Source organism: Rhodoferax sp. GW822-FHT02D07 (assembly GCF_058802405.1).
In genome coordinates this window covers 473605-494903 of the sequence record NZ_JBXAOD010000002.1, presented here as the reverse complement: position 1 = coordinate 494903, position 21299 = coordinate 473605, and the positions used below count along the sequence as shown (strand labels likewise).

17 protein-coding genes and 2 tRNA genes are annotated in these 21299 nt (G+C 63.9%); 15 read left to right on the top strand and 4 right to left on the bottom strand.

Translation table 11 applies throughout. The features are described from left to right. Nucleotides 1–28 precede the first annotated feature (28 nt). The 4 genes from AC1RNN_RS06960 (at nucleotide 29) to AC1RNN_RS06945 (ending at nucleotide 6614) form a co-directional block, all read left to right on the top strand. Nucleotides 29–1024 (top strand): 2-hydroxyacid dehydrogenase, encoded by a 996-nt coding sequence (locus AC1RNN_RS06960; RefSeq protein WP_493087498.1) that lies wholly within the window; start codon nucleotides 29–31, stop codon nucleotides 1022–1024. Continuing rightward, nucleotides 1021–3936, top strand: coding sequence for a hybrid sensor histidine kinase/response regulator (locus tag AC1RNN_RS06955; RefSeq protein ID WP_493087500.1), 2916 nt, complete (start codon nucleotides 1021–1023; stop codon nucleotides 3934–3936). The genes AC1RNN_RS06960 and AC1RNN_RS06955 overlap by 4 nt, the downstream gene beginning before the upstream one ends. A gap of 81 nt (nucleotides 3937–4017) precedes the next feature. Further along, entirely contained in the window at nucleotides 4018–5400 is a 1383-nt protein-coding gene (locus tag AC1RNN_RS06950) for a DNA recombination protein RmuC (RefSeq protein WP_493087502.1), read from the top strand. Next, nucleotides 5397–6614, top strand: a complete 1218-nt coding sequence (locus tag AC1RNN_RS06945; protein WP_493087504.1) for an MFS transporter — start codon at nucleotides 5397–5399, stop codon at nucleotides 6612–6614. Before AC1RNN_RS06950 ends, AC1RNN_RS06945 begins: the two co-directional genes overlap by 4 nt. Nucleotides 6615–6733: 119 nt before the next feature. Here the strand turns inward: AC1RNN_RS06945 and AC1RNN_RS06940 are convergent, their stop codons facing one another. From AC1RNN_RS06940 to earP, 3 genes are all read right to left on the bottom strand, one after another. Continuing rightward, a complete protein-coding gene (locus tag AC1RNN_RS06940; RefSeq protein ID WP_493087505.1) occupies nucleotides 6734–7603 on the bottom strand; it encodes an LOG family protein in 870 nt (289 codons plus the stop codon). 86 nt (nucleotides 7604–7689) lie between these two features. Beyond that, nucleotides 7690–8244, bottom strand: a complete 555-nt coding sequence (gene efp, locus AC1RNN_RS06935) for an elongation factor P (RefSeq protein ID WP_493087506.1) — start codon at nucleotides 8242–8244, stop codon at nucleotides 7690–7692. Nucleotides 8245–8362: 118 nt separating this feature from the next. Next, nucleotides 8363–9499: an elongation factor P maturation arginine rhamnosyltransferase EarP gene (gene earP, locus AC1RNN_RS06930; protein ID WP_493087508.1), complete on the bottom strand. Its 1137-nt coding sequence runs from the start codon at nucleotides 9497–9499 to the stop codon at nucleotides 8363–8365. A 61-nt stretch (nucleotides 9500–9560) separates the two neighbouring features. Here earP and uvrC point away from each other — a divergent pair, with 61 nt between their 5' ends. The 6 genes from uvrC (at nucleotide 9561) to AC1RNN_RS06900 (ending at nucleotide 14936) form a co-directional block, all read left to right on the top strand. Beyond that, nucleotides 9561–11546: an excinuclease ABC subunit UvrC gene (uvrC, locus tag AC1RNN_RS06925; protein WP_493087510.1), complete on the top strand. Its 1986-nt coding sequence runs from the start codon at nucleotides 9561–9563 to the stop codon at nucleotides 11544–11546. An 18-nt stretch (nucleotides 11547–11564) separates the two neighbouring features. Continuing rightward, nucleotides 11565–12140, top strand: coding sequence for a CDP-diacylglycerol--glycerol-3-phosphate 3-phosphatidyltransferase (pgsA, locus tag AC1RNN_RS06920; RefSeq protein WP_493087511.1), 576 nt, complete (start codon nucleotides 11565–11567; stop codon nucleotides 12138–12140). A gap of 336 nt (nucleotides 12141–12476) precedes the next feature. Next, on the top strand, nucleotides 12477–12749 hold the full coding sequence (locus AC1RNN_RS06915) for an HU family DNA-binding protein (RefSeq protein ID WP_066709320.1): 273 nt from the start codon (nucleotides 12477–12479) through the stop codon (nucleotides 12747–12749). Nucleotides 12750–12765: 16 nt separating this feature from the next. Further along, nucleotides 12766–12841 (top strand) — tRNA-Val (locus AC1RNN_RS06910). Nucleotides 12842–12899: 58 nt separating this feature from the next. Next, complete coding sequence (locus AC1RNN_RS06905; RefSeq protein ID WP_493087512.1) at nucleotides 12900–14825, top strand: peptidylprolyl isomerase; 1926 nt, start codon at nucleotides 12900–12902, stop codon at nucleotides 14823–14825. Between the two features lie 35 nt (nucleotides 14826–14860). Then, nucleotides 14861–14936, top strand: a tRNA-His gene (locus AC1RNN_RS06900). Nucleotides 14937–14995: 59 nt separating this feature from the next. Here the strand turns inward: AC1RNN_RS06900 and AC1RNN_RS06895 are convergent. Continuing rightward, the gene (locus AC1RNN_RS06895; RefSeq protein WP_493087513.1) at nucleotides 14996–15970 is read right to left on the bottom strand and encodes an NADPH:quinone oxidoreductase family protein; all 975 of its coding nucleotides are present in this window, start codon (nucleotides 15968–15970) and stop codon (nucleotides 14996–14998) included. A gap of 115 nt (nucleotides 15971–16085) precedes the next feature. On the opposite strand from AC1RNN_RS06895, the gene surE reads away from it, so the two are divergent. The 5 genes from surE (at nucleotide 16086) to rlmD (ending at nucleotide 21258) form a co-directional block, all read left to right on the top strand. Continuing rightward, nucleotides 16086–16865 (top strand): 5'/3'-nucleotidase SurE, encoded by a 780-nt coding sequence (gene surE, locus AC1RNN_RS06890; protein ID WP_493087514.1) that lies wholly within the window; start codon nucleotides 16086–16088, stop codon nucleotides 16863–16865. Continuing rightward, nucleotides 16862–17701 carry a protein-L-isoaspartate(D-aspartate) O-methyltransferase gene (locus AC1RNN_RS06885; protein ID WP_493087515.1) on the top strand — a complete coding sequence of 280 codons (840 nt, stop codon included), beginning with the start codon at nucleotides 16862–16864 and terminating at the stop codon, nucleotides 17699–17701. Before surE ends, AC1RNN_RS06885 begins: the two co-directional genes overlap by 4 nt. A gap of 14 nt (nucleotides 17702–17715) precedes the next feature. Then, nucleotides 17716–18627 (top strand): peptidoglycan DD-metalloendopeptidase family protein, encoded by a 912-nt coding sequence (locus AC1RNN_RS06880; protein WP_493087516.1) that lies wholly within the window; start codon nucleotides 17716–17718, stop codon nucleotides 18625–18627. A 7-nt stretch (nucleotides 18628–18634) separates the two neighbouring features. Next, on the top strand, nucleotides 18635–19669 hold the full coding sequence (locus tag AC1RNN_RS06875; RefSeq protein ID WP_493087517.1) for a sigma-70 family RNA polymerase sigma factor: 1035 nt from the start codon (nucleotides 18635–18637) through the stop codon (nucleotides 19667–19669). A gap of 71 nt (nucleotides 19670–19740) precedes the next feature. Further along, entirely contained in the window at nucleotides 19741–21258 is a 1518-nt protein-coding gene (gene rlmD, locus AC1RNN_RS06870; RefSeq protein WP_493087518.1) for a 23S rRNA (uracil(1939)-C(5))-methyltransferase RlmD, read from the top strand. Nucleotides 21259–21299: the final 41 nt, after the last annotated feature.

Below are 21299 nucleotides of genomic sequence, written 5' to 3'. Positions count from 1 at the left end.
CAGCGCCTATCCAGGGAGCCGTCTGTCCATGTCCGCCAAGCCACGCATTCTTGTCGCACGCGCGATTTTTCCGGAGGTGCTGGAGTCCCTGCGCCAGCACTTTGAGGTGGAGGACAACCAGGCTGACATCGACTGGAGCCCGGAAGAGCTGGTCCGGCGTCTGCAAGGCAAGGACGGTGCGCTGACCACGGGCAGCGTGCGCATCAGCAAGGAGCTGCTGGCGGCCTGTCCGCAGCTGCGCATCTGCGCCAACATGGCTGTGGGCTTCAACAACTTTGATGTGGACGCGATGACGGCAGCCGGCGTGCAGGGCACCAATGCCCCCGACGTGCTGACCGAGACCACTGCCGACTTTGGCTTCGCCTTGCTCATGGCTACCGCCCGACGCGTGACGGAGAGCGAGCATTACCTGCGTGCCGGTCTCTGGAAGCGCTGGAGTTACGACATGTTTTGTGGCTCTGACATCCATGGCGCCACGCTGGGCATCATTGGCATGGGACGCATTGGCCAGGCCATTGCGCGGCGCGGCGCGCTGGGCTTTGGCATGCAAGTGATTTACCACAACCGCAGCCAGCTCGACGCGGCCACCGAAGCCACGTGTGGCGCCCGCTATGTGGACAAGGACACGCTGCTGCGTACCGCTGACCACGTGGTGCTGGTGGTGCCGTACTCCGCGGCCTCACACCACACCATTGGCGCGGCGGAGTTGGCCAAGATGCAGCCCACTGCCACCCTGGTCAATATTGCCCGCGGCGGAGTTGTGGACGATGCCGCGCTGGCCGTGGCCCTGCGCGAGCGGCGCATTGCGGCTGCGGGGTTGGACGTGTTTGAGGGTGAGCCCACGGTGCATCCGGACCTGCTGACGGTGCCCAATGTTGTGCTCACCCCGCATATCGCCAGCGCCACGCTGCGCACGCGCCGCGCCATGGCGCAACTGGCGGCGGACAACCTCGTCGACTTCCTGGTCCGCGGCACGGTGCGCACCCCCATCAATACGCCACGCTCCGTGGCTGCGCAGCCATGAAGTGGTGGCCGCAGACTGCGGCCCCACAACAGGCCCCGGGCGGTTTCCCCCTGGCGGACGGCAGCGATGGCCTGGCCGCCGTGGCGCGCGGCTTCAACGCCAGCATCTTTGTTATTTGCGGCCTGGTCATCGTGGCGGCCTACGCACTGGGCCTGTTCACCGATGGGGGCAACCTGGTCAACATGACCTTGCTGGTTTTCCTGGCGGCGTTGGTGCAGGTGTTTCTCATCCGCGGCTGGGTACGGTCCAGCTCGGCTGTGGTGCTGCTCCTGCTGTTTGCCGGCGTGTTTTCCAGCATGGTGCGTTTTGGCTCGGTCAGCATCGCCCAGGCCTCCCTGGCCGGCATTCCGCTCATCTACTGCGTGGTCATCCTCGGCGAACAGGCCGGCCTGGTCCTGTTGCTGCTCTCGGTGGCCGCCAGTGCGGGCATTACCTGGGCCCAGGTCACGGGACATTTGACGCCGGTGGCGCCCACGGTGCCTGTGGCGCAGTGGGCCATCCTTACCACCGGTTTCATCGTCGCCTACCGCATGGCGGTGCTCATCAAGCGTCACCTGCTGGACGCCTCGCAGCGCATCAACGCAGCGCAGAAGATGCTGCTCGACGAGCGCGAGGCCAGCAATGCGCGCGTGCTCAAGGCCCTGTCCGAGCTGGAGCGCCAGCGCTATGTGATCGACCAGCATGCCATCGTGACCATCATGGACCTGGGTGGCCACCTGACCTACGGGAACCAGCGCTTTGTGGAGATTAGCGGCTACGCGCCGCATGAATTCCTGGGCAAAAGCTACCGCATGATGGATTCGGGCCAGCATGACGAGCGCTTCTACGCCGATCTGCTGGGCACCGTGTCGCAGGGCAAGGTGTGGCGCTCCGAGCTGTCCAACCGCGCCAAGGACGGCACGCTGTTCTGGCTGGACACCACCATCGCCGCCTTCATGCACACCGATGGCACGCCGCGCGAGTACATCACCGTCAGCACCGACATCACCCAGCGCCGCCAGGCCGAGCAGTCGGCGCTGGCGGCCAGCCAGGCCAAGTCGCAGTTCCTGGCCAATATGAGCCACGAGATCCGCACGCCCATGAATGGCGTGGTGGGCATGGTGGACCTGCTGCGTGCCACCGAACTCACGCGCGAGCAGCGCCGCATGGTGGGCACCATCCATGATTCCTCGATCGCGCTGCTGCAAATCCTCAACGACATCCTGGACTTCTCCAAGATCGAGGCGGACAAGCTGGAGGTGGAGGCCATGCCTACCCACCTGCGTGAACTGGTCGAAGGCGTGGCCCAGCTCATGGTCACCATCTCGGCGGGCAAGGACATTGACCTCTCTGTGCTGGTCGATCCCGACCTGCCGGCGTGGGTCTGGGTGGACCCGACCCGCCTGCGCCAGGTGCTCTACAACCTGGTGGGCAACGCGCTCAAGTTCACGCCCGGCCGCACCGGGCGGCGTGGCAATGTGCGCCTCTATGTGCGCGCCGCACAGCAGATGCAGGGCGTGCCCATGCTGGAGTTCAGCGTCATGGACAACGGCATCGGCATGGCGCCCGAGCTGGTGGAGCGCCTGTTCGAGGCCTTTACCCAGGCGGACGTGAGTACGGCGCGCCAGTTTGGTGGTACCGGTCTGGGTCTGACCATCAGCCGCCGGCTGGTGGAGATGATGCACGGCCGCATCCTGGTGCACAGCACGCTGGGCGAGGGTTCCATCTTCAATGTGTTGCTGCCACTGCAGGTGGCCACCGTGGGGGGCGACGTGGTGCCCCCCATACGGCTGGATGGCACCCAGGTGCTGCTGGTCACCGACGACAACGACTGCGCCCAGAATCTGCCCGGCCACCTGCGCGCCGTGGGCTCCCTGGTGCAGAGCGTGCATACGCTGGACCAGGCCGCGCCCTGGATGGATGTGGTGCGTGGGCAGGCGGTGTTGCTGCTGGATGTGGATGCCGCCTGGGACGAGTCGGTGGACAGCTGGGCGCAGGCCCATCCGGGGCGTGGCGTGGTGCGCCTGGTGCGCCAGAACCAGAGCAGCCTGCCGGGCCGCTCCGTGACTGTGGGCGCGCGCCCGCTGCTGCTGCACGAGTTGCTGCGCGGCATCGCGCTGGCGTGTGGACGCCTGACGCTACCGGCCGTGGTGCCTGGCGCCGACGAGGCCTTGCCACCGGCGCCGATTGCGCCTTCGGTTGACGCCGCGCGCGAGGCGGGCCGCCTGATCCTGCTGGTGGAAGACAACGAGACCAACCGCGAGGTGATTCAGGAGCAGCTGCGCATCCTGGGCTACGCGGCCGAAGCGGCGCCGGACGGTGCCACCGCGCTGCGCATGTGGCATGCGGGGCGCTACGGCCTGATGTTGACTGATTGCCACATGCCGCACATGGATGGCTTTGCCCTGACCGACGCCATCCGCCAGGCCGAGGGACCGCAGGACCATATGCCCATCGTGGCGGTGACGGCCAACGCCATGGACGGCGAGCTGCAGCACTGTCTGGAGCGCGGCATGGACGACTACCTGACCAAGCCGCTGCGCCTGAGCGAGCTGGGCGCCATGCTGGCCAAGTGGTTGCCGCGCAACCCGGCATCGCAGCTTCCGCAGGCATGGGATAGCCAGGCCCTGAGCCGCATGGTGGGCGACGACCCGACCATGCATCGCCGCTTGTTGGACCGCTTTGTCACTACCACCACCGCCCAGATGACCGAATTGGGCATGCTGCGCGACGCACAGGACTTGAAGGGACTGGCTTCCGTGGGGCACCGGCTCAAGTCGTCCGCGCATACCGTAGGCGCTATGCAGTTGGGTGCCCTATGCCAAGACCTGGAGACCCAGGCGCGCCAGGGCAAGACGGAAGAAGCGCTGGCGCTGGTGCCGGCCATTCAGCAGGCCTTCACACTGGTAGAGCCGATGCTGCGCGGAGGCTAGTTTGCTATGGTTTCAGGAGCTTCTCGCGCAGATTCTACGGGGGCTAGAGTGTGTTTTTTTTGAAATGGAATAGGGCTGGCAATGCAATGGTTTGATGGTATGGTTCTGGCGTTGGCACTGGTGCAGCTGGTGGTTCTGGTGCTGCTGGTGCGCCGGCCCGTAGCGCCACCACCCAGTGCGTTGCAGGAGGCCCAGCGCCAGGAGTTGCTGGCGCTGGTGAAGACCAGCAGCGAGCGGCTGGAGCGCGAGCTGCGCCGTGAGGTGACTGAGTCCGCCCGTGACGGCCGCCAGGAGCTGGCGCAGAACCTGGCTACTTTCCAGAGAGCCTTTGTGGAGCAGGGCGCCGAAGCTACGCGCACGCAGAACATCCAGATCGACGCCTTCGGCCAGCAACTGACCCTGTTGCAGAAGACCCTGTCGGACACGCTGACCAACCAGCTCTCCGGCCTGAGCGAATCCAACGCCCGGCGCATGAGTGAAGTGCGTGAGACGCTGGAGAAACAACTGGCCCAGCTGCAGACCACCAACGCCGCCAAGCTCGACGAGATGCGTGCCACGGTGGACGAGAAACTGCAAACCACGCTGCAGGCCCGTCTGGGCGAGAGTTTCAAGCAGGTGGCCGAGCGCCTGGAGCAGGTGCACAAGGGCCTGGGCGAAATGCAGACGCTGGCCCAGGGCGTGGGCGACCTCAAGCACCTGCTGACCAATGTGAAAACGCGTGGCATGTTTGGCGAAGCCCAACTCGCCAGCCTGTTGGAGCAGGTGTTTGTGCCCGACCAGTACGCCACCCAGGTGGCTACACGCCCCGGCAGCAAGAACGTGGTGGACTTCGCCATCAAGCTGCCCGGCAAGTCGGACGATGGCGCACCGCTGTGGCTGCCCATAGACGCGAAGTTCCCCAACGAAGACTACGAGCGCCTGCTGGATGCCCAGGGCCGCGCCGATGTGCTGGCCGCCGAGGTGGCGGGCAAGGCGCTGGAAATGCGCATCCGGCTGGAAGCCAAGTCCATCTCTGAGAAGTACGTGGAGCCGCCGTACACGACCGACTTCGCCATCCTGTTTTTGCCCACCGAGGGCCTGTATGCCGAGGTGCTGCGCCGCCCGGGCCTGATGGAAAGCCTGCAGCGCGACCACCGCATCACGCTGGCCGGCCCCACCACGCTGCTGGCCATGCTGAGCTCGCTGCAAATGGGCTTTCGCACGCTGGCGCTGGAGAAGCGCTCCAGCGAGGTGTGGCAGGTGCTGGGCGCCGTCAAGACGGAGTTCGGCAAGTTTGGCGACGTGCTCGCCAAGGTCAAATCGCAGACTGAGACCGTACTGAAGACCTTGGACAGCGCCGAAGTGCGCAGCCGTGCCATGGGCCGTGCGCTCAAGAAGGTGGATGCGCTGCCCGACACTCAAGCCCAGGCGTTGATCCCCGCTGACCGCGACTTTGACCGTGACGCAGACGGCGGCGCGGCATGAGTGACTCTCCTGCAGACCCAGGCACTGGGCAAGCCCCCTTGCCGATCTGGGGGCTGCTGCGGCTCGTGATGGGGCAGGTCTGCCTGCACGCTAGCATGGCGGGCATGCGCATGGCCGCCCCGCTGTGGGCCTTGCAGCAGGGCTATGGCCCGCTGGCTGTAGGTTTTCTGCTTGCGCTGTTCTCGTTGAGCCAAGTGTTCCTGGCCTTGCCGTCCGGGCGCTATGCGGACCGGCATGGCATGCGTCCGCTGGTGGCACGCAGCGTGGTGGCGTCCATGGTGGGAGGGGCGCTGGCTGCGCTGTTCCCGCGCTTCGAGGTGCTGTGCCTCAGTGCCTTGCTCATGGGCGGAGCCACAGGCGCCGCGTCCATTGCCCTGCAACGCCATGTGGGCCGTGCGGCCCACGGTGCGCAGGAACTGCGCCGGGTGTTCAGCTGGTTGTCCATTGGCCCGGCGGTTTCCAACTTTCTGGGGCCGGTGTGCGCGGGTTTGCTGATTGACTTTGCCGGCCCCTGGTTTGGCGGTAGTGCAGGGGATGACCGCGGCTATGTGGTGGCGTTTGCCTTTGCGGCGTTGGTGCCGGCGCTGAGCTGGCTGTGCGTGCGCCACGCCAGCGAAGCCCCCGACCCCCGCGCCGCCCATGGGCACGCAGCGCCCAGTGTCTGGCCGCTGCTGCGCGACCCGCTGATGCGCCGTCTGTTGCTAGTGAACTGGTTGCTGTCAGGCTGCTGGGATGTGCATACCTTTGTGGTGCCAGTGCTGGGCCATGAACGGGGCTTCAGTGCCTCGGTCATCGGCACCATCCTGGGGGCCTTTGCGGTGGCGGCCGCATCGGTGCGCGTTCTCATGCCGCTGCTGGCAGCCCATTTGCGCGAGTGGGCGGTGGTGACCGGCTCCATGGTGGCCACAGCGCTGCTGTTTTCGCTCTATCCCTTCATGCCAGGGCCCTGGTCCATGGGCCTGTGCTCGGTGCTGTTGGGCATCACGTTGGGCACGGTACAGCCCATGATCATGAGCACCCTGCACCAGATCACGCCGCATGCACTGCATGGCCAGGCGATCGCGCTGCGCCTCATGACGCTCAACCTCTCCAGCGTCTGCATGCCCATGCTGTTTGGCACAGCCGGTGTGGTGGTGGGCGTGTCCGTCGTGTTCTGGACCATGGGCGCCATGGTCGGCCTGGGCGCCCAGGCCGCCTGGCGGTTACGCCCTTAAGGCAATAGCCGCAGCGCACAGGGGCGACCGGGGTGGAGGGCAATTTGCCGCCGGGCCGCCCCAAGGCAAATTAGCCCCCTTGGGGGGCAGCGACCCGCGCAGCGGCGGAGCGTGGGGGCCTAGTTCGGCAAGTTGTAGAAGGTGCGGATGGTGTCCCAGGCGACTTGCGGATCGTCGGTGTAGGTGAACAGCGACAGGTCTTCTGGCGAGATGGCGCCTTCTTCCACCAGTACGTCGAAGTTCATCAGGCGCTTCCAGTAATCGGTGCCAAACAGGACGATAGGCACCGGCTTGGCCTTTTTGGTCTGCACCAGCGTGATGACTTCGAACAGTTCATCCAGTGTGCCAAAGCCACCAGGAAACGCTACGAGTGCCTTGGCGCGCATCATGAAGTGCATCTTGCGTGCCGCAAAGTAGTGGAACTTGAAGGATAGCGAGGGCGTGACGTAAGGGTTGGCCTTTTGCTCATGTGGCAGCGTGATGTTGAGCCCCAGGGTGGGCACGCCCATTTCGAATGCGCCACGGTTGGCTGCTTCCATGATGCCGGGGCCGCCGCCGGTGCAGATGAAGATGCGGTCCTTGAGCGGTTTGCGGGCGCTGTAGCCGGCCACGAGGCGGGCAAACAGGCGGGCGTTGTCGTAGTGCGTGGCGTTGCGCACATGGCGCTGGGCCAAGGCGAGCTGCTGCGCACTGCCACTGAGCTTGGCGGCTTTCAACGCGGCATTGGCATCTTCGGGGGAGGGGAAGCGCGCGCTGCCAAACACTACCACGGTGTTCTCCACGCCCTGAGCGCTTTGGTCCAGGTCGGGCTTAAGCATTTCCAGCTGGAAGCGGATGCCGCGCGTCTCGCGGCGCAGCAGGAACTCGGGGTCGGCGAAGGCCAGGCGGTAGGCGTCGGTGTCCAGCGGATTACCGCGGTCGGAGTGGGCCTGCAGGTCAGCCCAGGCGTTGGCAATGCGGGACTCGTTGAGGTTTTGCGTGTTTTCCATGGGCGCATTGTCACTCCATTTCAGCAGCGCGAGGCCCAATAAAAAAGGCTCCAGAAGGAGCCCTTTTTTCGGAGATAGCAGAAGGCTTAGACGCGCTTGCGGTATTCGCCAGTGCGGGTGTCGATTTCGACCTTGTCGCCCTGGGCCACGAAGATTGGCACGCCGATTTCGAAGCCGGTCGCGATCTTGGCGGGCTTGAGCACCTTGCCGGAGGTATCGCCCTTGACGGCGGGTTCGGTCCAGGTGATTTCGCGCACCACGCCCGTGGGCAGTTCCACGGAGATGGCCTTGCCTTCGTAGAACACCACTTCGGCGGCCATGCCGTCTTCCAGGTAGTTCAGTGCGTCCCCCATGTTTTCGGCTTCGACTTCGTACTGGTTGTAGTCAGCGTCCATCCAGACGTACAGGGGGTCGGCAAAGTAGGAGTAGGTGCAATCCTTCTTGTCCAGAATGATCTGGTCCATCTTGTCGTCGGCCTTGAACACGACTTCGGTGCCGAAGTTGGCGATCAGGCTTTTGAGCTTCATGCGCACGGTGGCGGCATTGCGGCCACCGCGGGCGTATTCGGTTTTCAGGACGACCATGGGGTCCTTGCCGTGCATGATCACGTTACCGGCGCGGATTTCTTGAGCGATTTTCATAGGATTGCGAGAACGTATGTCGCGAGCTGCGACTGTAGGCCGCTGTCTGCGGCGGGGCATGATTTGCCCCCCTTGAACCTATGCGGTTCAGGCGGCAAATTCAGCAAAGCCTTGCATTTTATCGTTTTTTCTGCACGAAATCGATCAGCTGCGTGCCCAGGTCGTCCCCTTGCAGCAGGCCGCTGCGCAGCCGGGTCGCGCAGGCGGTCCACTCCGCCAGGGGAAGATCGCCCCAGTCCAGGTCTGCCACGGCCGCCACGGGCAAGCCATTCCAGGCATGGTGCGCCGCGCACAGCGAGGCCGGTGCCTGCATGCGGTCGAGCAGGGCGTCGAGTTTGTCGGCGTGGGCGCCGTCGTCCTGCGGGTAGATGTGCCACAGCCAGGGCTTGCCAGACCAGATGGCGCGTACCAGCGAGTCTTCCCCGCGCACGCAGTTCAGGTCGCAGTTCCAGAGCAGTTCGTCAAACTGGGCTTGGGTCAGGGCCGGCAGTACGTGGCAGCGCAACTGCCCCTGGCTGTCTGCGTCCGCAGCCCAGCCCAGGGCGGCCCAGGCCTGCTGCACCGCCTGGCGGGCGCGGCCGGGCGTCAGCAGCAGGCGGGTGGGGAGGGGGGCATTTGCCAGCCCGCGCAGCAGCGCCGGCAGGGCTGCCGGCTCGTAGCAGAAGAGGGACACCAGCCGCTCGCCTTGCCAGTGGATGCCGTGCTGCGCCAGCCATTGGCTGCGTGTCGTGTCGCCAAATGCGGCTTGGCGGGCCAGGTAGTCAGCCTCGCGCAGCAGACCGCCAGTTTGCGCGGTGAAACCCGGGTAGTAGAAATGTTTGGTCCAACCCTGCGCGGGCCCATGCATGACCGGCGAGGGCAGGGCGTGGCAGCGCTCGACATAGGCCTCGGCTGACAGGTACTCCAGATTGATCCAGATTGGCACTTGAGGGTCATTTTGACCTCTAGCCCCTGTACTATGTGCGCGAGCAGCTATGAATTCAGGAGCAATCTCGCAGCCGAACCCTTCCACCCACACATCGGCTGGCGTCAATTGCCGCAGCACGGCCAGGTCTTGCGCATCGGTCCAGTGGCGTACCTCTACGCCGGGCCATTGGCCCTCCATGGCGCCCGGTGCCATCCATTGCAGGGCGCTGCTGTCGTCCACCCAGAGCCGTACGGTGTGGCCACGGCGGGCCAGGTCGGCGCTGAGACGCCAGCACACCCCGATGTCGCCAAAGTTGTCGATGACCTTGCAGAAAATATCCCAGCGCATGGGGGCTATTGTCCACGCGCGACGCTCTCGGCGGCCCGGCAAGCAAGCACAATAGCGTCCCATGTCCGACGCTCCGTCCCCCGAAGTTCATTCCGAAGCGCTGCTGCGCGAAGTGGCTGCGCTGCCAGCGCTGCCGGGCGTCTACCGTTACTTTGATGCGGATGAGCAACTGCTCTATGTAGGCAAGGCGATCAACCTCAAACGCCGGGTCAGCAGCTACTTCCAGAAAGACCACGGTGGCACGCGCATCGGCCACATGGTCAGCAAGATCGTCCGCATGGAGACCACGGTGGTGCGCTCCGAGGCCGAAGCCCTGCTGCTGGAAAACAATCTCATCAAGACGCTGAACCCGAAATACAACATCCTGTTTCGGGACGACAAGAGCTACCCTTATTTGAAGATGACGGGCACACCGCCCGTGCCCAAAAACCTGGCACCTGCCGAGCCCGATGCCAAGTCCCGGCCGCCGCAGCCGGTGGAATTCGCGCGCGTCTCCTATTACCGCGGGGCTGTGGAAAAGAAGCATCGCTACTTCGGCCCATATCCCAGTGCCTGGGCCGTGAAAGAAGCCATCCTGCTGATGCAAAAAGTGTTCCGCCTGCGTACCTGCGAAGACCCGGTGTTCAGCAATCGCACCAGGCCCTGCCTCCTGTACCAGATCAAGCGCTGCTCGGCGCCATGTGTGGGCCATATCAATCCGGCTGACTATGCGCAGGACGTGGCCAATGCCGAACGCTTCTTGCGCGGAGAGGCGCAGGAGGTCATGCGCGGCCTGGAGGCTCGCATGATGGCGCATGCCGAGAAGCTGGAGTTCGAGCAGGCCGCCGAGCTGCGCAACCAGGTAGCGGCGCTCTCCAATGTGTTGCACCAGCAGTCGGTCGACAACGTCTCCGACCGCGACGTGGACATCCTCGCTGTCAAGGTGCAGGGCGGTCGCGCTTGCGTGAACTTGGCCATGGTGCGCGGAGGCCGGCATCTGGGCGATCGGCCCTATTTCCCGGTGCATGTGGAAGACGCAACCGCCATGGGGGCGGCCGAGGAGGGTGAGGCACGGCCTTCGGTTGAAGCCCAGGTGCTCGAAGCCTTTTTGGCTCAGCACTACATCGATGTGCCCATGCCCGGTGCGCTGGTCGTTAGCGAGCCCGTCAGCAAGGGCCTGCTGCAGGCCCTCTCGGAGCAGACGGGCGTGAAGGTCACGGCGGTGCACCAGCCGCGCGAACAACGCCGTGCCTGGCTGGACATGGCGCAGACCAATGCAGGCCTGCAGCTGGCACGCCTGCTGGCAGAAGAAGGCTCGCAACAGGCACGCACGCGGGCGCTGGCCGATGCGCTGGACTTGGCGCTGGATGACCTGGACGACCTGCGCGTGGAATGCTTTGACATCTCGCATACGGCGGGCGAGGCGACGCAGGCGTCTTGCGTGGTGTTTCACCACCACAAGATGCAGAACAACGAGTACCGCCGTTTCAATATCGATGGCATCACCGGTGGCGACGACTACGCCGCCATGCGCCAGGTGCTTACGCGCCGCTACAGCAAACTGGCAGAAGCGCAGCGCGAAGCCCAGCGCCAAGGCACCACGCTGAGCGGCAGCGCGCGCCTGCCAGATCTGGTGCTGGTGGACGGCGGCAAGGGCCAGGTAGCCATGGCGCGCGAAGTGTTTGAGAGCTTGGGGTTGGATCTCTCGCTCATCGTGGGTGTGGAGAAAGGCGAAGGCCGCAAGGTGGGGCTGGAAGAGCTGGTGTTTGCCGATGGCCGCGAGAAGGTCTACCTGGGCGCCGACTCGGCCGCGCTGATGCTGGTGGCGCAGATCCGCGACGAGGCCCACCGCTTTGCCATCACCGGCATGCGCGCTGCGCGTGCCAAGGTGCGCACGGGCGGCGGCAAGCTGGAAGAGATTCCGGGCGTAGGCCCCAAGCGCCGCGCCAAGTTGCTGCAGCGCTTTGGTGGTGTGCGCGGTGTGGCGCTGGCCAGTGCGCAGGACATCGCCATGGTCGATGGCATCTCCCGAGAATTGGCGGAGGAAATCTACCGGGCGCTTCATTAGCCGTGCCACAATTCCGTCATGTTTACCACCATCCCCACCATCATGACCTGGGCGCGAATTTTCGCGATCCCCCTCATCCTGGGCGTCTTCTATCTGCCGGAGTCCATGGCGACGGCGCATGAGCGCAACCTGGTGGCGACCGTCATGTTCATTCTGTTTGCGCTGACCGACTGGCTGGACGGTTATCTGGCCCGCAAGCTCAACCAGACCTCGTCCTTTGGCGCCTTCCTCGACCCGGTGGCCGACAAGTTCCTGGTCTGCGCCTGCGTGCTGGTGCTGGTGCATTTGCAGCGCGCGGATGTATTCGTGGCGCTGATCATTATTGGCCGCGAGATCGCGATCTCGGCCTTGCGCGAATGGATGGCGCAGATTGGTGCCTCGCGCAGTGTGGCGGTGCACATGATCGGCAAGATCAAGACCGTGGTGCAGATGGTGGCGATCCCTTTTCTGCTCTACAACGGCAATCTGTTCGGACTGATTGATACGCACGTGTGGGGCGTGTGGCTGATCTGGGCTGCGGCCGTGCTCACGGTCTGGTCCATGGTGTACTACCTGCAAAAAGCCTTGCCTGAAATCCGCGCACGGACCAAGTAAGCTCCCCGTCAGCCATGTGCCCCGAAGCGGTGCGCACCGTATGGGGCCAACACTTTGTTGCATTTGGGTATGCGAAAGCTGTCGAAAAAACTTCGGCAGACCGTCCGGATTTGGAAAGAAATCCGTCTAGAATTCGCCTCCGCGCTGTCGCATTGTTGCAGGGCATATTGACACGGAATTAGCCCGTGGCTTTAATGCAAAGCAGCAGCTTTCACTGCTACCGCCGAATTGTTTTGAGTCTGCGTTGCGTGCGCCATGCACGCCGTATCAAGGCAAGGCGGCAATACCAAATTTGAAGAGACATTCCATTAATTTGCTTCCGTACAAGGGGTCTTTGTGAACAAAACTGAACTGATCGAGCACATTGCAAAACACGCCGACATCTCCAAGGCCGCTGCAACCCGCGCTCTGGAATCCACCATCGGTGCCGTGAAGACCACCCTCAAAAAAGGCGGTACCGTGTCCCTCGTGGGTTTTGGTACTTTCGCCGTGGGCAAACGTGCTGCCCGCACCGGTCGTAACCCCCGTACCGGCGCTGCGATTAAAATCAAGGCTGCCAAGGTGCCCAAGTTCCGTCCAGGCAAAGCATTGAAAGATGCCCTGAACTAAACACCGGTTTCGGTTCGGGTGGTTAGCTCAGTTGGTAGAGCGTCTGCCTTACACGCAGAATGTCGGCGGTTCGAGCCCGTCACCACCCACCACCCAGCAAAGGCGAACACCATGTTCGCCTTTTTTGTTGTTTACATGGAGAGTTAGCGCATGTTTGAATTTGTCCGCCGCAACACCAAGTTCATCGCGGCGCCTTTGTTCTTGCTGGTCATTGCAGCCTTTGTGCTCGTGGGCATCGATGGCTACAAGGGCTTCGCCGGCCGCGGTGCCACTGTGGCCCAGGTCGGCAGTGCCAAGATCACCCAGGAAGAGTGGGACTTCGCGCACAAGAACGAGGTCGATCGTCTGCGCGCTTCCATGCCCAACCTGGATGCCAAGCTGCTGGACTCTCCGGAAGCCCGCTACGCGACACTGGAGCGCTTGGTGCGCGAGCGTGTGCTGGCCGTAGGCGTAAAGGAATTGCATCTGGAAACCTCGGATGAGCGTTTCCGCCGCCTCTTCCAGGAAAGCCCGGATTTCGCTCCCTTGCGCACCCCCGGAGGAACGCTGGACGTGCAGAAGTACGCCACGCTGGCCGCCAGCCAGGGCCTGACACCTGCTGGCTTGGACCTGAACATCCGCAAGCAACTCAGCGAGCGTCTGCTCGAGACCGGCGTAACCTCCACCGCCTTTGCGTCAAACGCCTTGGCCGACATGGCGCTGAATGCCTTCTTTGAACGTCGTGAAGTGCAGATCGCACGTTTCAGTCCCGGCGACTTTAGCGCCAAGGTCAATCCTCCGGATGCTGATGTCGAGGCCTACTACCAGACCCATCTGGCCCAGTTCCAGTCGCCCGAATCGGCCACTGTGGAATATGTGGTTCTGGACCTGGATGCGGTGAAGAAGACGGTGACCGTCAATGAGGACGACCTCAAGACCTACTTTAAGGAAAATGCCAGCCGCTTTACTTCCAAGGAAGAACGCCGCGCCAGCCACATCCTCATCAATGCGCCCAAGGACATGGCGCCCGCTGACCGTGCGAAGGCCAAGGAAAAAGCCCAGGCCCTGCTGGAACAGGCCCGCAAGAACCCCAATGGTTTTGCCGACTTGGCCAAGAAGAACTCCCAGGATCCCGGTTCTGCGCCCCGTGGCGGTGACTTGGATTTCTTTGGCCATGGTGCCATGGTCAAGCCTTTCGAGGACGCTGCATTTGCCCTGAAGAAAGGCGACATCAGCGATTTGGTGGAGTCCGACTTCGGCTACCACATCATCAAGCTCACGGATATCAAGGCTGCCAAGGAACCCAAGTTTGAAGAAGCCCGCGCGGGCCTGGAAACGGAACTCCGTGCGCAACTGGCCCAACGCAAGTTTGCTGAAGTGGCAGAGTCTTTTACCAACGGTGTGTATGAGCAATCGGACAGCCTCAAATCGGTGGCCGAGCGACTGAAGTTGGAAGTGAAGCAAGCCACCAACGTGCAGCGCGAACCTGCAGCCGATGCCAAGGGTGTCTTGGCCAGCCCCAAGCTGTTGGCTGCGATCTTCAGCCCCGATTCGCTGGAGAAGAAGCGCAATACCGAGGCCGTGGAAACCGCCCCCAACCAGCTCAGCGCAGCCCGTATCGTGTCTTACAGCCCCGCAGCGGCCTTGCCCCTGGCCCAGGTGCGCGCCCAAGTGCGTGAGCAACTGGTTGCCAGCCGTGCCCAGGAACTTGCCAAGAAAGAAGGCATGGCCAAGCTGGATGCCTGGAAGGCCGCTCCGGCTTCGGCCAGCTTCCCCGCAACCGTGACAGTTTCGCGCGAGCCCAACCAGCCGGTGCAGGGAGCCCTGCTGGATGCGGCACTGCGTGCTGACCCGGCCCAACTGCCCGCCCTGGTGGGCGTGGACCTGGGACGCCAAGGCTATGCCATCGTGAAGGTCAGCAAAGTGCTGCCGCGTACCCCTGTTGCGGATACGGTTAGCAAGCAGGAGCGCAACCAGTATGCCCAGTGGACGGCCAACGCCGAGAGCCTGGCCTACTACGCGGCCCTGAAGGAGCGTTTCAAGGTGCAGATCAAGGTTCCTGCGCCAACTAGCTCTATTCCGCCTGAAGTCCAATAAGAGCCGGTTTATCAGGTTATAATCATGTTTCTACGGTGGCTGTAGCTCAGTTGGTAGAGTCCAGGATTGTGATTCCTGTTGTCGTGGGTTCGAGCCCCATCAGCCACCCCAAAATATGAAAAAGCCCGCTGCAAGCGGGCTTTTTTTCGTCTGAACTTTGGTGCGCGGCCTCAGTTCACCATCACCAGCTTGCCCTTTACGCCGCGTGAGCCCATGTGGGCGTAGGCGGCCTTGAGGTCGGCCATGGGCATGGTGCGGTCGATCACGGGCTTGATCTTGCCCTGACCGTACCACTGGGCCAACGTGCCCATCATGGCGGCGTTGGCCTTGGGTTCCTTCTTGGCGAAGTCGCCCCAGAACACGCCCACAATGCTGGCGCCCTTGAGCAGGGCGAGATTGAAGGGCAGGGCGGGAATAGGGCCGGAGGCGAAGCCGACCACCAAGTAGCGGCCACGCCAGGCGATGGAGCGGAAGGCGGGCTCGGCAAAGTCCCCGCCGACCGGGTCGTAGATCACATCCGGGCCTTTTCCATCAGTCAGGGCCTTGATCGCATCGCGCAGGTTTTCCTGCTGATAGTTGATGGTGGCGTCGGCACCAATCGAGGTGCACAGGTCGCATTTCTCCTGGGTGGAGGCCGCGGCAATCACGCGTGCGCCCATGGCTTTGGCAATCTGGATGGCCGAGGTACCCACGCCACCCGCCGCGCCCAGCACCAGCACGGTTTCACCGGCCTTGAGCTGGGCCCGGTCCACCAGTGCGTGGTGCGAGGTGGCGTAGATCATGATGAAGGCTGCCGCATCCACAAAAGAAAAACCGGCAGGAAGCGTCATGCACAGTGCGGCAGGTGCTATGGTATGTGTAGCGAAGCCGCCGGTGCCACTGAGGCATGCAACATGTTGGCCGACCTGCAGATGGGTCACGCCTTCGCCCACAGCCTGCACCACACCGGCGTATTCCGAGCCGGGCACAAAGGGCAGCGGTGGCTTCATCTGGTACTTGTTTTGGACGATGAGAATGTCGGGGAAGTTCAGGCTGGCGGCCTTGATTTCCAGCAGCACTTCACCGGCCTTGGGTTGCGGGGTGGGCAGTTCCTGCCACTGCAGGGAATCGATGCCGGTGGGGTTTTCGCAAAGCCAAGCGTGCATGGGGTGTCTCCAGGAAATAGAGGGGCATCATAGGTGGCGAGGGTGACGAAAAATGTCTCTCGTGCGACGAGGTTTCACACCCCCCACCTACAATGCCAGCACACTCTGTACCGCTATGAAAATTCTGATTTCCAACGACGACGGCTACCAGGCCCCAGGCATCGTGGCGCTCTATGAAGCCCTCAAGGACATTGCCCAGGTGGAGGTGATCGCGCCGGAGCAAAACAACAGCGCCAAATCCAATGCGCTGACCCTGCATTCCCCGCTGTATGTGCACCGCGCGGCCAATGGTTTTCGCTATGTGAACGGTACCCCGGCGGACTGTGTCCACATCGCGCTCAGCGGCCTGCTGGACTACCGGCCCGATCTGGTGGTTTCGGGCATCAACAACGGCGCCAATATGGGCGACGACACGATTTATTCAGGCACCGTGGGTGCGGCCATGGAAGGTTTTCTCTTCGGCATTCCGGCCATTGCCTTCTCCCAGGTCGAGAAAGACTGGGTACACCTTGCCAGCGCGGCGCAGAAGGCGCGTGAACTGGTGCTGTCCATGCACCAGCAGCAGCTCATCACGCCCCAGCCCTGGCTGCTCAACGTCAACATCCCCAACCGTCCGTTGGCCGAGATTGGCAACGTGAAGCTGTGCCGCCTGGGCCGGCGCCATGCGGCCGAAAAGGTCATCCAGCAGCAAAGCCCGCGTGGCGAAACCATGTACTGGATAGGCGCAGCCGGCCCGGTGAAGGACGATGCCGAGGGCACCGACTTCCACGCAACCGCGCAGGGCCATGTGTCCATGACGCCGCTGCAGGTGGATCTGACCGACCACGACAATCTGGGCTACTGGGCGCAGACCGCTGCGCTGCTGGCTCCGCACGCAACGCCGGTGGCCGCATGAAGCAACGCCCCTCCTTTCCCGCGCGACTGGACAGCACGCTGGCCAAGACACGTCCCAACCCGCATGGTGCGGTGGTGGTGCCGGCGGCTCCCACGCCCAAAGCAGTGGGGAAGGCGGGTGCTTCCACGGTCAGCCAACCGGCTGCGCGGTCCAGGACGGTTTCGCCCGCTGTGCCTGTGCCCCAGGGCGTGGGCATGGACTCGCAGGCGGTGCGCCAGCGCATGGTGCAGAAGCTGGCGGGGCAGGGTGTGAGCGATGCGCTGGTGCTGGCGGCCATGGGCAGTATCGAGCGCCACCGCTTTGTAGACAGTGCCCTGGTGAACCAGGCCTATGAGGACACCAGCCTGCCCATTGGGCTGGGCCAGACGATCTCCAAGCCCGGTGTGGTGTCCCGCATGATCGAACTGCTGCGCAACGGCACCAGCGGCCGGATGGGGCGGGTGCTGGAAATCGGCACCGGTTGTGGCTACCAAGCGGCAGTGCTCAGCGTGGTGGCTGATGAGGTGTACAGCATTGAGCGCCTGCGCGGCCTGCACGACAAGGCGCGCGAGAACCTGCGCCATCTGCGCCTGCCCAATGTGCATTTGCTGTTCGGGGATGGCATGGCGGGTTATGCCAAGGGGGCGCCCTATGCGGGCATCATTGCGGCTGCGGGCGGCGAGGCGGTTCCCCAGGCCTGGGTGGACCAACTGGCCGTAGGCGGACGTCTGGTGGCCCCAGTGGTAACCAGGGGAGGTACCCAGGCTTTGCTTGTGCTGGACAAGACCGCCCAAGGCGTGCGCCAGACCCTGTTGGAAGCAGTGCATTTTGTCCCCCTAAAATCAGGCGTTGCCTAAAGGGAAAGAAATTTATGAATGGTGTGCGTCGTCTTGCGTTGGTTGGGGCCTGTGTGGCTGTGGTGGTTTTGTCTGCCTGCAGCTCCCAAACGCTCAACCGTGCCCCGGTGGAAGACCGCGGCTCCTCCGCCAGCAAGCCCGCGGCCGCTGTGACAGACCCGCGTACACAGGCCGTGAAGCAGCCGCCCGGCTTCGAAAACGCCGGTAAGGCGGGCTACTACACCGTCAAGCCTGGTGACACGCTGATGCGTATCGGCCTGGAAACGGGCCAGAGCCACAAGGACATCGCGCGCTGGAATGCGCTGGAGAACCCGGACAAGATCGAAGTCGGCCAGGTGCTGCGCGTGGTGCCGCCTGTTGCCGATACCGTCGCCGTTGCCAAGCCGGTGTCCAGTGCATCGGCCACCACCACTGCCTTGCCGGCGGCAGGTGCGGCCTCGTCTTCCGCATCGTCCTCAGCCCCCGCTAAGGCGGCGTCTGCACCCGCGGCGGCTTCGGCTGCCAGCGCTCCGGCACCGGCCGCTACGCCCGCGCCTGCAGCAGCGGCCGCCGGTGAAGACGAAATCGCCTGGATCTGGCCCGGCCATGGCCCGGTGCTGGCAGGCTTTGACGAAGTGAAGAACAAGGGCGTGGACATTGGCGGCGCTGCGGGTGATCCGGTGCTGGCCGCGGGCGAGGGCAAGGTGGTCTATGCCGGTGCAGGTCTGCGCGGCTATGGCAACCTCATCATCCTCAAGCACAACAACACCTACCTCACGGCCTACGCCCACAACCAGACCCTGCTGGTCAAGGAAGACCAGACGGTGAAGAAGGGCCAGAAGATTGCCGAGATGGGCAATAGCGACGCCGACCGCGTGAAGCTGCACTTCGAGGTACGCCGCCAAGGCAAGCCGGTCGACCCGGTCAAGTACCTTCCCGCCAGGTAGCCATGCCATGAAAAAGCCTCCCCCCCCAACACCGGATGACGCACCCGCCCGTCCGAATCGCGCGGGGGGAGAGTGGGGCATCGATTTGCCTGTGGAGCGCATGGGAATTGCGCGGGAAGCTCCTGAAACCATAGCAAACCTGAGCCCCGACCACGCGGCTGCCGAGGCTGCAATGTCGGTTGCCGGCGAAGAAGCCGCTGACGCCCTGGCGCTCTACCTGCGCGGCGTGCGCCGCACCACCCTGTTCACCCCGGAAGAAGAGTTTGCGGTAGCCACCCGGGCCCGCGCGGGGGACTTTGCGGCCCGCCAAAGCATGATTGAGCACAACCTGCGCTTGGTGGTGAGCATTGCCAAGGGCTACCACGGCCGGGGCGTGCCCATGTCCGACCTGATCGAGGAGGGCAATCTGGGCCTCATGCACGCCATCGACAAGTTCGAGCCGGAGCGGGGTTTCCGTTTTTCCACCTACGCTACCTGGTGGATTCGCCAGTCCGTGGACCGGGCGCTGATGTACCAGGGGCGGGCGGTGCGCCTGCCGGTGAATGTGGTGCGCGAGGTGCAGCAGGTGCTGCGCGCGCGCCGCGCGCTGGAAAACGATGCTGCGCTGATGGTGCGGCGTCCGGATGGCATCCGGGTGGAGGACATTGCCGCGCTACTAGGCCGGGAGGCACCCGATGTGGCCGACCTGCTGGCCATGGCTGAGGCGCCACGTTCGCTGGATGCGTCGCTCGATATTGGTGGTGAAGAACATTCGCTGGGCGACAGCCTGGTCGATGAGCTGGCGATTGACCCCCAGGCCCAGGCCCATGCGAATGAGGTGGATGCGCTGCTGGAGGAGTGGATATCCACCCTCTCGGCACGCGAGCGCGAGATTCTGGAAGGGCGCTTTGGCCTGCACGACCGCGAACCCGAGACGCTGGATGTGCTGAGCAGCCGGCTTGGGCTGACGCGGGAGCGCGTGCGCCAGGTGCAGAACGAGGCGCTGTTCAAGCTCAAGCGCTACCTGGCACGGCGCGGCATCAAGCGTGAATTCCTGATGTGAGTTTGTGGCCCCAGATTCTTTGGGGCTGCCCGGCGAATAGTTGCCCGTCCCTGACCTGAGACAATCGGGGGATGAGTGATGCGATTTCCCCTCCCGATACCGACCCGGTATCCACGCCCCCCGTTTCTGCCGAACCTGCACTGCCTGAGGGCTGGTTGCGCGTCAAATCCCTGGACCTGGAGGCCCAGGGCGTAGCCCATCGGCCCGATGGCAAAGTCGTGTTCATTGACGGTGCGCTGCCTTTTGAGGTGGTGAGCGCCCAAATCCACCGCAGCAAAAGCAGCTTCGAGAAGGGCACGCTGACCGACATTCACCGCGAGTCGTCCCAGCGCGTGCGCCCCGCCTGTCCGCACTTTGGCTTGCATGAAGGGTCTTGTGGCGGCTGCAAGATGCAGCATCTGCATGTGAGCGCCCAGGTGGCGGTGAAACAGCGCGTGCTGGAGGACAACCTTTGGCACATTGGCAAGGTCAAGCCCGACAACCTGCTGCGCCCCATCGAGGGCCCGGCTTGGGGTTACCGCTATCGCGCCCGCCTGTCCGTGCGCCATGTACGCAAGAAGGGCCAGGTGCTGATCGGCTTCCATGAGCGCAAGAGCCGCTATGTGGCCGACATGAAGGAATGCCATGTGCTGGCGCCCCACGTGAGCGCGATGCTGGTGCCCTTGCGCCGCCTCATCGAGTCCATGGACGCGGTGGAGACCTTGGCCCAGATCGAGCTGGCCATGGGCGACATGGCGCCCACGGCGGGTGCCAATGGTGGGGCGGGCGAAGTCATCGCCATGGTGCTGCGCCATCTGGAGCCATTGTCCGAAGGCGATCTGGCCCGCCTGCGCCAATTCGCGGCGGCCAACCCCGGCCTGCAATGGTGGCTGCAGCCCAAGGGGCCGGACACCATCCACCGCTTGGACGAGCTGCCGGGCCACACCACGGGCCAACTGTCCTACCAACTGCCCGACTTTGGCATCACCATGCCCTTCCGGCCCACCGATTTCACCCAGGTGAACCCGCACATCAACCGCGTGCTGGTGTCGCGCGCGCTGGGCCTGCTGGCGGTGCAGAAGACGGAGCGCGTGATCGACTGGTTCTGTGGCCTCGGCAACTTCACGCTGCCCCTGGCCACGCAGGCGCGCGAGGTGCTGGGCGTGGAAGGTGCCGAGGCGCTGGTGGCGCGCTCGCGCGAAAACCTGAAGCTCAACATGGCGGCCAGTTCAGAGCAAAGTACGGCTCTGGCCCCCGTCAAACCTGCGCTGGCAGCTACCAAGTTTGTAGCGCGTAACCTCTTCGAGATGACGCCCGAGCTATTGATTGGTGACGGTGCTGCTGACAAATGGTTGGTGGACCCACCGCGCGAAGGCGCGTTTTCCCTGGTGCAGGCCCTCGCGGCCCTGCACCAGCAGCCCGAGCTGCGCAAGGGCTGGACACCACCCAAGCGCATCGTCTACGTGAGCTGCAACCCCGCCACGCTGGCCCGCGATGCGGGTGTGTTGGTGCAGGAAGCGGGCTACCGCTGCACCAAGGGGGGCGTGGTCAACATGTTTCCCCACACGGCGCACGTGGAGAGCATTGCGGTGTTTGAACTGCAGGATTGAAAACACGCGGGGCCACTGACGGCGCCCCGGCGTAGCTGGCG